Consider the following 11,512-nt stretch of genomic DNA (forward strand, 5'->3'; position numbering starts at 1 on the left):
TCAGGAGAATCGGATGCAAGGATGTGTTTTGCTGCGATGAGATGCTGCGGGGTTATCGCTTCCCTTTCTTCGACCAGCCGAACTGTAAGCCGATGATAAAGAGCACGAGCAGCACTTCGCCAAGGGCCAGGAACGTATCGCCGGGAATGCGTAACCAACGCAGCGTCTGCATGAAGTCTTGCTGCATAAATTCGGCCGACCGCGCCGACCAATAGGCATTCGTGATGCTCTCATGAGCTTGTGCGATGCCGATGGGCAGAATACTCACCACGGTCATAAGGAGTAAACCGATGTTGATGCTCCAAAAGGCAAGTCCGATGAGGCGGTCGTTCCACTTGTCGTTGGGGTAAAGCCCACGCAAAACGAAGAGCATCAGCCCGATGCCCAGGATGCCATACACGCCGAAAAGCGCGGCATGACCGTGAACAGCAGTGGTGTTAAGCCCTTGCAAATAGTAGAGCGCGATGGGTGGATTGATGGCGAATCCGAAGATTCCGGCACCTAAGAAGTTCCAGAAACACATGGCAATGAAACAGTAGATGGGCCATTTGTATGCCTCGATCCATGGAGTGGAACGGCTAAGCTGATAGTTGTGATAGGCTTCCATGCCGATGAGCACCAACGGAACAATCTCGAGCGCACTGAAAGTAGCACCGAGAGCCAGCACCGCCGTGGGTGTAGCACTAAAGTAAAGATGATGGAAGGTGCCGAGAATACCGCCTGACAGGAAAATGATGGTGGAGAAAAGCACTGAGACTGTGGCACTCTGTATCTTGAGTAACCCAAGTCGGCAGAAGAGGAATGAGGCCACAACAGTGGCAAACACTTCGAAGAAGCCTTCTACCCAGAGGTGAACCACCCACCAACGCCAATATTCGGCAATGGCCATGTGGGTCTGTCGGCCGTACATCAGACCTGCTGCATAGAAGAAGGCGATAGCTAACGAGGCAATGATAAAGAGCGTAAGCAGATGTCGACTCTCGTCTTTGCGTTTAAGAGCAGGTATCAAAGCGCGAATCATTAAGAAGAGCCACAGTACGAGTCCAGTGAGAAGGAGTATCTGCCAAAGCCGTCCCAGTTCTACATATTCGTAACCTTGATGCCCAAACCAGAAGTTCTCCACCAGTCCCAGCTTCTGCATCACACCGAACCACTGACCTGCTAGCGAACCTGCCACGACAAATACCAACGCACCAAACAGTATGTTGACACCCAAAGCTTGGTATTTGGGTTCTATTCCCGATACGGCCGGAGCGATATACAATCCTGTTGCTAACCATGAGGTGGCTATCCACAGAATGGCTAACTGCACATGCCAACTACGAGACACTGCATAGGGGAACACTTCTTGAATAGGCAGTCCGAAGAAGGCATCGCCCTCGACACCATAATGTGCCGTAATCACACCTGAGAGCATCTGTACAAGCATCAGCGCACCAACTACCCAGATGTATTTTAGTACTGCTCGCATTGAAGGCGTGGGTTTTAAGTTCCGCATGGGGTCGCTATCGGGCACGTGTGAAACGTGTTCTTCCTTGTGCTGCGCATAATAATAAACTAGGATTCCCACAAAGAAGAGCAACAGCAAGATGCTGAAACCCGACCACAGATGCAACGATGTGGGAGCCACATTACCGATAAGAGGATCGTGTGGCCAGTTGTTGGTGTAGCTCACATCGCTGCCTGGACGATTGGTAACGCATACCCAACTCGACCAGGCAAAGAAGGCATCCATCTTCTCGAACCGCTGTTGAGCAGTGAGTCCGTCAACTGCTTCGATCGATTTTTCACGCATGGCATAAGCCGATCGCAGTCGATTCATGGAAGGATCGTTGAGAAACAGCTTAGCATAATATCGACTCAACTCTCGAGCTACGTTTGCTCGTAGCTCAGAATAGGTGATGACACCTGTCGCAGGATCATAGGTATTTCGTCGCAGTTCCTCTTTCAACAGCACTTGATACTTAGCTTTCTCAGCCTCAGACAGCCGACTATACACCTTACCTTCTTTCTTAGCCAAGGCCGTGAGCATCAACTGCGACTCGCGATGCAGATAGTCGGCCGTCCAATCGGGAGCCACATACGAGCCGTGTCCCCAAATGCTACCTACCGTCTGTCCGCCTATCGACTGCCACACGTTTTGCCCATCTTTGATGTCTTGTCCTTCAAATAGCGTCTCTCCCTTCTCCGTTACCACCTTATTAGGGAAAGGAGGCATCTCGCGGAAGATTTCAACGCCGTAGAATCCCAACACGGCGAACGATCCGATGATGACCGCCGCCAATGTCAACCATAATTTCTTTGGTGTCATTTCTTTCTTATCGTTTAGATGATTGATATAATGAATGTGGAAAAGGACTACTTGATTTCAGGATCCTTTTCCTGCAAATGGAGGGCGAACAAGCACTGTGCCATTTGCTCTCTGTCGGTAGAAGAAAGGGGAAATTAGGTTTTCTGCGGTAACAAATGTTTCTGGCGTGGCGTATTTTTACAGTAACATTTGTTGCATTTTTTATTCTGTGAGGTGATGTATCGCGGTATAACATCACTTTTGTTTTGAGAGGAGTATTACAAAAAGAGGAGGGATCGTCCCTCCTCTTTATACATATACACCGCAGAATGGTGCTTACTTATCTCCATTGTACACGCCTATGAAGTAGATGGAGCCTGTTGTCGTCTCACTGATGACGTAAACAAAGGAGCGGTTGGCATGGAACACGGCGGAAGGAGGTTGCTGATCGGGTAGGGCCGTGGTGGTAAACTCTCCTCCGGTGATGGCTGCAGCTTCACTGCCTTCCTCGTTCACCTTGATTCTCGCCTTCTGAAATATTTCGGAAACGCAGGTCTCTACGTTGCAGAACTTAGTGAAGCGAGCTGCCGACGGGTTGAACATGCTTGCTGCGCCCAAGGTCTTGAGCACTCCGCTCAACGTCGTTCTGTATTGGGTTTCAAAGCGTGGGAACTCTACATCTACATCATAGAGGCTCTGAGCGTTCAGCAGACTCTTCCACTTTTTGCCGTCCAGCTTCGTCAGCATCTGCGCAATGGTCTTTCCTTCGTTGGGAAGGAACACCGACATGCAATAGCCCTCATTGCCGTAGGGCATGCTGAGCACGGAATAATCCTGATGCGAACTGTAAGCATAATGTCCCTTTCGACACATCATCGGAACTTCAACCTGCCGACCGTTGGAGGTCGTAAAAGTCTTGCTTTGTGTTTGTGCCGGGTTGAATTTGTTTCGCCATTCGCCCTTGAAATAAATGGCATTGAAGAGGTAGGCCACTGCCACGGGGTTGATTTCCTCGATCATTTGCGGTATCATGCCATTGGTTTGCTCCGAGCACCAATTGTTGATACGTTTTGTCGTGGCAGATTTGGTAAAGTCGGCATTCTCCACCAAGGCGGCATAAGCCTGCTCTACGGTTTGCTTAAAGGCCGGTTGCAATGCGTATTGCTGGTTGACTTCGACGAGATTAGCCAATTTGATCTTCACGCTCCGGTCCACTTTGGGCGCACCAGTCATCAGTTTGTGACAGAAATCATTGATGTCTGCGGCATCGCCTTGGCCGAATCCTAACAGGCGGTTGATTTCCTCGCGGGTGATTCCATCGGCCCCATTGTTGAGCATTCCCAAAGCGTAGGTCACGCTGAGTGGCGAGAGAAGGAAACTCTTCCCAGCCCCATCGCCGTCGGCTACGGCCTTGAAGAGTCGGAGAGCAAAGGCATTGTTGTGATCTACAAACCCCCTTTCGGTATTGGTAAGATTGATTTTCTCCAGTTTGGGGATGTTTTTTCCCGTTTTGCCATTCTCTCCTTCATTGTCGGAAGAGGTGCAACCCGAGTTAAGGGCAGTAGCCAATAAGGCAGCTGCCATCATCATGAGTGTTACTGTTCTTTTCATTTTTGTAAGTATTAAAGGGTGAAACGTCTTCTCTATCATTCCTTTCCCATCCCCTGCAGAGCGTGCTATCCGGCTTTTTTCTTGGGAGAAGCGGCAGGCGTTCGCAAGATATCGTCATACCGTTTGGCGTCTCCGAGCAGCTCGATAGCCGCTTTCATCTGTTTGTCGGAAGCCAGCGTGTGCCGGATGCGCCCCTTTTGAAAGTAATAGGCGGGGATAATACCGCCGGCGATCAACTTCTTGAGGGCCTCTTTGTTGAAGTTGAGATCCTTGGAGAGGTTATGGCTGAGTTTCTTTTCCAGTTGTTCGAACTCAACGCGGGCCTCTTCATAATAGCCTTCAAACTTCGCCAGCTTCACAAGCTCTTTGAGAAACTTTTCGCTCTCACGGTCGTAGCTGAAGTTCGACCGTAGCACGCGCTGCTTAAATTCCTCGTAGTCGGCATCCGAAAGCGTGAACTTTTCAGGTTCGGCGATGGTGGGATGTGCCGCGATATAATCCACTTCGTAGCTGTGGAGCAATTCGTTCGAATCTTTCACACCCGCCAGATAGAAAGCAATGTTGGGCAGCGAGTCGGGTTTTACCTCCACGTCGGGCATGATACCACCCCCATCTCGCACCACTCTTCCATGTGCAGTGTAGAAGATTTTTGTAAGAGAGTCGGGCACATGTTCGGTTGTCCCGCCGTTGTTATGCTTGTAGTTGATGGCCTGAATACATCTTCCGCTGGGGATATAGTATTTGCTGGTCGTGAGTTTGAGCATCCCATTGTAGGGTAAATCCAGCGTCATCTGCACCAGTCCCTTGCCGAAGGTTCGCGTACCGAGCACCACGGCGCGATCCAAGTCTTGCAGTGCACCGCAGGTGATCTCGCTGGCACTGGCCGAATTGCCGTCTACCAGCACCACCATCGGCATCACCGTGTCGATGGGTTCGACGGTAGTTTTGTAGTCGCGGTTCGCCCTTTTGAGTTTTCCGCGATTGGAAACCACGAGCGTACCTTTAGGAACAAACATGTTGACGATGTTGACAGCCTCCGACTCCGACCCTCCGCCGTTGCCCCGGAGGTCGAGCACCAATGCCTTCATGCCCTGTTGTTGCAAGTCTACGAAAGCCTTGCGCACATCCTTCGAGCAGTTTTCCGTGAACGAAGACAGATTGATATACCCCACTCCGTCCCTTTGCATACCATAGAAAGGTACTGCCGGTGTTTGTATGGCTCGGCGTGTCACCTTCATTTTCATGATCTTTCCCGTACTGGGTCGCTTGATTTTCAGGATGAAACTCGAGCCGGGGTCGCCTCTCAGGTGGTCGCTCACGAACGATTGGTCTTTATCCGTCATATCAATATTGTCTATAGCCAGGATGATGTCTCCCTTTCGGAGGCCCACTTCTGCTGCCGGCATATTCTCGTAGGGTTCTTCGATGACCACGCGTTTGAGCAAACTGTTGTACTTGATGATAGAACCGATGCCGCCATACTTACCCGTAATCATGAATTTAAGGTCTTTCACCTTGTCCTCCGGATAGTAAACGGTGTAAGGATCGAGTGCTTTCAGCATCGCTCCCACGCCGGTTCCCACGGCATTGTCGGCATCCAGCGTGTCGACATACATCAAATCAAGGTTCTTGTAGATGGCATGGAACACGTCAAGGTTCTTTGCCACCGTGAAATTGTGGTCCTTCTCTGCCTGTGCCATTGCGCTCTGAGCAGCCAACACAAGGCCAATTCCCAGTAATAGTCTCTTCATTGACAATTCAATTGGTTCTTTTTCTTTCCTTCAAAGTGCATTTCCCGCCTTGACATTGCTCATTGGGCTGAATGGAAACGACGTTTTTACAAAGTTACAACATAATATGTAAGCACGTTTCTTTGCGTGCTTCTTTTTATTATAATTTATGTATAAAACGATTTTTTCTGATGAAATGTTTGGTTGTTTCAGAAAAACGAAATACCTTTGCAACCGCAAACAGACAGAAATGCTTCAATAGCTCAGTTGGTTAGAGCACCTGACTGTTAATCAGGGGGTCGTTGGTTCAAGCCCATCTTGAAGCGCAAAAGAAGAGATTACTTCGGTAATCTCTTCTTTTTTAATGCCGATACGACAGGTCAACCGCCAGCTATCACCCTTGTCTCTTCAAGAGAGACGAAGAGAGAGGGAGGCTCTATGAAATGCGAAAGAGGTGTTTTCCCATTATGGGAAAACACCTCTTTCTCTTTCAGCACAATGAGATGGAGGGCGGAATCACTTCTTTCCTTTCTTCATCTTCTTGTCTATCTTTTCCCAATATTTCTTGCCTCGGGCCTTGAGCTGTTGGGTAAAGGCCTGGGCTTCTTGCAGCGTTTGGGCCTCGTCGGCAGGCGATGCATAGGCATGATGGAAGCCTTTCACCTCGTTCCAATGACCTCTGGTGAAATCGGGAACCTCTACCGGCAGGTTGCCATGGTCCATAGAGAGAGCTCCCAGCTCGGCCAAGCAGCACCATTCGGCCAGGTCGTAGACGTCCATATCCAGCGGCAGACCGTTCTGAAGGCAATAAACCAACCGACTGTCCATGATGAAATCCATACCGCCATGTCCGCCTACTTCTTTGGCTTCCTCGCCGTATTTCTTCACGATCGGACTCGTATACCGTTCCACCAATGCCTTGCTGTCGGCACCCGACAAGTAGCTGTGACCCGACAGGTCGTCGTTAGAGGGCTGCACGCCCGCCTCTTTCATCTCTTTGGCCGAGAGGGCGTAACCCTCGATGGGATATTTGTTGGCAAAACCCTTGGTTCCCGTGAGTTGATACATACGGTTGTAGGGTTGCGGTGTCATCACGTTGTGGCGTATTTCGAGCACTTTCCCCTGTTCGGTGCGGATGAGCGTAGTGGTTTGGTCGCCGTTTTTGAAGTCGCTACAGGGTTCTCCGCTGAATTTTTCTACCAGTTTTCGTCCGTTGAACGACTTTGTGTCCATGGCCACCAGCGTGCGCATGCGGTCGCCGCGATGAATGTTGAGCACCTGAGCGATGGGCCCCAGTCCGTGCGTGGCATAAACATCGCCACGGAAATCTTTATTGTAGCGCAATCGCCAACCCAATTTGTCGTTGGCATCCTTCTTCCAATAGTGAGCCCAAAAGGGTGAAAGCTCGTGGCAGTAGGCCCCTTGTGCATAGATCACATCGCCGAAAAGACCCTTTTGGGCCATGTAGAGCGAGTTGAGTTCGAAGAAGTCGTAGCAACAATTTTCCAAAATCATGCAGTGCAAACGCTTCTCTTCGGCCAGATTAATGAGTGTCCAAATCTCGTTCATGTTCATGGCCGAGGGCACTTCGATGGCCACATGCTTGCCTTGTTGCAAGGCTTCTTGGGCCACGAGGAAGTGATGTATCCAGTCGGTAGCGATATATACGAGGTCGATGTCGGGGCGTTTGCACAGCTCTTTATAGCCTTCTTCGCCGCTGTAGACATCGGCTGCGGGCATATCCGCCTTCCGAAGGAACTTTTGGCAGGCTTCTGCGCGCTGCTTTTCATAGTCGCACAGGGCCTTGATCTCAATGCCCGGGATGTGTGTCCAGCGTTCTACGGCTCCGGGGCCTCGCATTCCTAAGCCCACAAAGGCCACTCTCACCACTTTGAGCTTGGGAGTTGTGAGGCCGATGGCCGACTGCTGCCCTGCCTTTCGCTGGGGAACTTCGGTCACGAGGGTACCGTTGACGTTTTTGTAGGGCCAGTTGAACTGGGCTTTTACAGCTTGCGGAGCGATGAGCAGAACCGCAAGTGTTAGTTTGAGAAACAGTTGTTGACGTTTCATGTGAGTGAAGTTGATGGGTTGTAAGTTATTAGTTATTACGTTCTTTTTCGCTGTCTGTCAGTCATCGAGTCTGTCATTGGCGGGTGTAAGCGGTTCTTTTTGTGTTCTGCGGCAGGCAGTGGGCTGTTTCACCGCTTTGCATAGCCACGGCCCTATCTTGTTTCTGCCCTGCCCAACAACAGAGACCGGCGTTTTCTTCATGAGCAAGTAAAGGTATACATTAACTGATATTCGGAGCAACAAAGCCAGATCGATTTAATAAAAAAAAACAATCGTTGGCGGATTTTTATCGTTTCATAAAGTCTTTCATCCGCTTATTGTTTCTCTCTCAAGAGCCCGAAGAAAGAGCTTGATAACTTCCTGATCAACAGCGGCTTGCAAATCTCATTTCCAAAGCTAAGAAAACGACGTGCAAAAGCTAAGAAAACGCATGGCAAAAGCTAAGAAAATGGATTGTAAAAGCTAAGAGAATAAGTAGTAAGGAGAGGAGGAGTAAGTAGTAAGGAGGGAGGTAGTAAGAAGTAAGGAGGAAAGAAGTAAGATGTAAGGAGGGGAGTTGGAAGAGGAGAAGGAGTAAGTAATCAAGTGAAAAGAAGCAAGGAAGAAGGGATAAAGAGGGAAGAAGAAGGGTGCAAAAAAGGGAAGAGGGTATGTCAAAACCGGTGTTTTGGCATACCCTCTTCTCGCTTTGTAGGTGTCGTTCTACGACTTATTTTCCGTGATGCTCGTCGGAAACGGTGAGTTTTTTGCGACCGCGTGCACGGCGCGAAGCCAATACGCGACGACCATTCTTGGTTGCCATTCTCTCACGGAAGCCGTGTTTGTTAACCCTTCTACGGTTGTGGGGCTGAAATGTTCTTTTCATTGCTTTATCTTTTTATTGTTATATTCACGCTTTGGGCTGCAAAAGTACGCATTTCTTTTCAAACAACCAAATGTCTTCCTTACAATTCCGCGCGCGCGGATGGTTTTCGATGGTGGCCGATGACGGGGAAGAAATCAGTTGAACACACCTAAGGAGAGTCCGAAAACGCGATTGTGGAGATGGTTGTGGGTGGTGAGATAGGAGGCGTAGGCGCGGAGGAAGAAGGTGGAACGCACTTTTTTGATGACGAGTGGGAAGTGATAGGTGGCCTGGATACGGCCGCGAAAGAGGTTGGCACGATAGAAATCGAGATCGGGCAGGAGAATGTTTTGGGCGTATTCGCCAGTGGGGTTGGCCAGCAACTGAGAGACTTGGGTGGAGAATTGGAACCCGGCGAGGGCGTCGACCCAAAGCCGACGATTGCGCAAAAACGACCATCCGCCTTCGGCTTGGAGGCTGAGGGAGGAGTGAATGAGTTCCGACTCGTTGAGCAGATGTTTGTTATCCGTGCGGTGGAAACGGGCTTGCGCGCCGGCATAACCCTGGAACGTGCGGCCTGTGGGGGCGAAATTGGCACGGTAGTGCAGGTCGAGGTCGAGGAGCATCACCTGGTAGCGTTTCTTGAAGGTGAGGATTCGGTCGTAGCGATAGGAAGTGAAACCGCGCAGAGGGTCGGTCTCCTGGACGAGCATCTGTCGATATTCGTCGGCATAGGCTTGGGTGTATTGCGCCCGAGCGTCCAACTGATGGAGGGTGTGAGCTGTCTGAAGGCGGTTCTGTGAGTGCAAGGCGTAGCGGTAGGCGACGTATTTTCCGGGTTCGTATCGGTAGGTGCCATAGACGTTTTCGGTGCTACGGGCGATGCTGACGGCGGTGAGACTGTAGAGGTTTTCTGCTTGAAGGGCGTAGGAGAGTTCGGTGCCGAACTCGTGACTCACCCATTCGCGGTTGAAGCTACTAAAGCCACCGGTGGTTCCTGAGACGTTTTCCAAACCCGCCATGAGGTAGTATTTCATCGTGGCATCGGTCTGAACGGTTTTGATATTGGCGATTTTCTCTTTGCGTCGGTTGTAGAAGGCTGCCAGTCCGAGCCTGTTTTTGCCGAGAGAATAGAGGATGGCGGGGGTGAGTTGATACTGCAAAAGCTGACTGCGGGAGCGGGGATCGCGCAGCCGACTGAGGTCGCCGAGTTCGTAGTCGAGCGTGAATCCGTAGCGCAACGGTCCGATCGGGAGGGTTGCCACGGCAGCTTTCAGACGGATGTCTTGCTGGTCGTAGCGACCTTTGATGGAGCTTCCCGAGAAGAAGGGGTTGCTGTCGTAGCTGCGAAGCACGTCACTCCAGGCGCGATCTTTGATGCGGGCGGTGTTGAAGTGGAAGCTACCGTAGGCGTAAAGTCGGCTGCCGATGTGCTGATAGCGTTCGGTGAAGAAAGCCAATCGATTGCCCTGGCTGCCTTCTTGGACGCGATGGAAATTGCCGGAGCAATGACTCAGGTCGAAGAAAGACTGTCCGCGGTTGGACATAGAATCTGCCGTGAGCCCTGCGGCATTGAGGGTGTTGTGCCAAAGTTGCCGAACATCGTCGAGGCGATAGCTGCCTTCGGTGGGCAGATTGGGTTGCGCCAACAGGGCGGAGGAGGTGCCAAGGAGGGCAAAGAGGAGAAGAAATTTAGAGGTCATAGCGGCGAATTTTGAAGGTGTTGCCCGTCTTGAAGTCGTTGCGACTGTTGTTGGTGTCTTGCAGAAGAGGGCGTCCGTTGACGGTGCGGGCCACTTTCCGGCAGATGACCTCGCCCGTTCCGCCGCTCAGACTCTCGGAGTGGGTGTAGCCTGCGTCGATGTTTGGATAGAGGCGTTTGGTGGAAACGTCTGCGCCGGTGGGCTTATTCTTGAGCAGATCGACGCCGTCGAGGATGTATCGGACGGGTAGGAGCATCCACTGCATTCCCGAAGTCTTGCCATATTGGTACACTTTCGTCCACTTCGATACATCTTCCGAGGTGCGGAAAATCACGACTCCGCAGGGCCCACCCTGAACAAGATTCATTTGAGAGATGCCCGGAAGCGAGGTATAAACCAACTCGAGGGCCGGCGTGGAAGGATTGTTTTGAGCTCCGGCTTTACGGTCTTTGGCTTCGAAATCGGCCTGGGTGAGGTCGTTTTCGTAAGTGCTGGCCAGCGAGTGGTTCACGGCACTGTTGACTAAGAGCACCGTTCCGCCGGGCTGAACCTTTACGGGCGTACTCGTAGGGATGCGAAACACTTGTTTGGCCACGACAACAGAGTCGGCATATTGTTCGTGAAGGCGGTCTAAAGTCCAGGCTTGGGTGCTGCCGCTTTCGAGGAGAGCGAGGTAGAGTCCGGCTACATCGACGGTGCTATCCGACTGATTGTAGAGCTCTACGTACTTTCCTGCCTGGTAGGCACGGTTGTTTTTGTCTTTCGAACCCGAGTGATACACCTTTCCAATCACAATATCTCGATTGGCCGAAACGTGAGTTGGCAGACTGACAGCGGTGTTTCCCTCCACCTTTTGATGAGTGAGACTGCCTGAGACTGTGTAGCTTTGGGCCACGTTAGGGTCGCCGGTGTAGGCAGTATAATCGGTTTGGTTCACCGTCCAGGAAGCAGAAAGGGTGTAGATGTCGGGCACCAGCCCCTCGAACACGGCTCGACCGTCGGCATTAGAGAGAACCGTCAGCGGGCGTTCGCCACCGGTGAGCGTGACGGGCTGCCCGCTAATGGGTCCGCCGTTGATAAATTCGGTGGGGCGAACAAGCTGCACTTCCAGTCGGGCTGGTTGCGTTGCGTCGTCGTAGTTGATGCAGTTGGCGAACAGAAATGCCGTTGCTGCGAAGGCGACAGAGGCGCAAGCGTATCGTTGAAATATTCTTTTTAAAAACATATTTTTTCTTTATTATATAGATGTGGTTCTGTTATACAA

General features: G+C 51.1%; 7 protein-coding genes and 1 tRNA gene. 1 reads left to right on the plus strand and 7 read right to left on the minus strand.

Annotated elements, in window-relative coordinates:
- Positions 1 to 52: 52 nt before the first annotated feature.
- The 3 genes from J5A66_RS00660 to J5A66_RS00670 all read right to left on the minus strand — a co-directional run bounded on the left by J5A66_RS00660 (position 53) and on the right by J5A66_RS00670 (position 5,652).
- Entirely contained in the window at positions 53 to 2,311 is a 2,259-nt protein-coding gene (locus J5A66_RS00660) for a nitric-oxide reductase large subunit (protein WP_211790580.1), read from the minus strand.
- Positions 2,312 to 2,626: 315 nt separating this feature from the next.
- Positions 2,627 to 3,901 (minus strand): serpin family protein, encoded by a 1,275-nt coding sequence (locus J5A66_RS00665; RefSeq protein ID WP_211790581.1) that lies wholly within the window; start codon positions 3,899 to 3,901, stop codon positions 2,627 to 2,629.
- 65 nt (positions 3,902 to 3,966) lie between these two features.
- Positions 3,967 to 5,652 (minus strand): S41 family peptidase, encoded by a 1,686-nt coding sequence (locus tag J5A66_RS00670; RefSeq protein WP_211790582.1) that lies wholly within the window; start codon positions 5,650 to 5,652, stop codon positions 3,967 to 3,969.
- Between the two features lie 231 nt (positions 5,653 to 5,883).
- Here J5A66_RS00670 and J5A66_RS00675 point away from each other — a divergent pair.
- Positions 5,884 to 5,957 (plus strand) — tRNA-Asn (locus J5A66_RS00675).
- A gap of 190 nt (positions 5,958 to 6,147) precedes the next feature.
- Here J5A66_RS00675 and J5A66_RS00680 read toward each other — a convergent pair.
- From J5A66_RS00680 to J5A66_RS00695, 4 genes are all read right to left on the minus strand, one after another.
- Positions 6,148 to 7,701, minus strand: coding sequence for a Gfo/Idh/MocA family protein (locus J5A66_RS00680; RefSeq protein WP_211790583.1), 1,554 nt, complete (start codon positions 7,699 to 7,701; stop codon positions 6,148 to 6,150).
- 709 nt (positions 7,702 to 8,410) lie between these two features.
- Positions 8,411 to 8,566, minus strand: coding sequence for a 50S ribosomal protein L34 (gene rpmH / locus J5A66_RS00685; RefSeq protein WP_025065500.1), 156 nt, complete (start codon positions 8,564 to 8,566; stop codon positions 8,411 to 8,413).
- Positions 8,567 to 8,700: 134 nt separating this feature from the next.
- The gene (locus tag J5A66_RS00690; RefSeq protein WP_211790584.1) at positions 8,701 to 10,248 is read right to left on the minus strand and encodes a DUF6850 family outer membrane beta-barrel protein; all 1,548 of its coding nucleotides are present in this window, start codon (positions 10,246 to 10,248) and stop codon (positions 8,701 to 8,703) included.
- On the minus strand, positions 10,238 to 11,473 hold the full coding sequence (locus J5A66_RS00695; RefSeq protein ID WP_211790585.1) for a DUF4876 domain-containing protein: 1,236 nt from the start codon (positions 11,471 to 11,473) through the stop codon (positions 10,238 to 10,240). Before J5A66_RS00695 ends, J5A66_RS00690 begins: the two co-directional genes overlap by 11 nt.
- Positions 11,474 to 11,512: the final 39 nt, after the last annotated feature.

Source organism: Prevotella sp. oral taxon 475, from assembly GCF_018127805.1.
In the GTDB taxonomy this organism is placed as follows: Bacteria; Bacteroidota; Bacteroidia; order Bacteroidales; family Bacteroidaceae; genus Prevotella.

Excerpts from the sequence above, each read along its gene's own strand:
- J5A66_RS00690 (WP_211790584.1), bottom strand. The coding sequence starts at position 10,248 with ATGACCTCTAAATTTCTTCTCCTCTTTGCCCTCCTTGGCACCTCCTCC.
- J5A66_RS00670 (WP_211790582.1), bottom strand. The coding sequence starts at position 5,652 with ATGAAGAGACTATTACTGGGAATTGGCCTTGTGTTGGCTGCTCAGAGC.
- J5A66_RS00660 (WP_211790580.1), bottom strand. The coding sequence starts at position 2,311 with ATGACACCAAAGAAATTATGGTTGACATTGGCGGCGGTCATCATCGGA.
- J5A66_RS00680 (WP_211790583.1), bottom strand. The coding sequence starts at position 7,701 with ATGAAACGTCAACAACTGTTTCTCAAACTAACACTTGCGGTTCTGCTC.
- rpmH (WP_025065500.1), bottom strand. The coding sequence starts at position 8,566 with ATGAAAAGAACATTTCAGCCCCACAACCGTAGAAGGGTTAACAAACAC.
- J5A66_RS00695 (WP_211790585.1), bottom strand. The coding sequence starts at position 11,473 with ATGTTTTTAAAAAGAATATTTCAACGATACGCTTGCGCCTCTGTCGCC.
- J5A66_RS00665 (WP_211790581.1), bottom strand. The coding sequence starts at position 3,901 with ATGAAAAGAACAGTAACACTCATGATGATGGCAGCTGCCTTATTGGCT.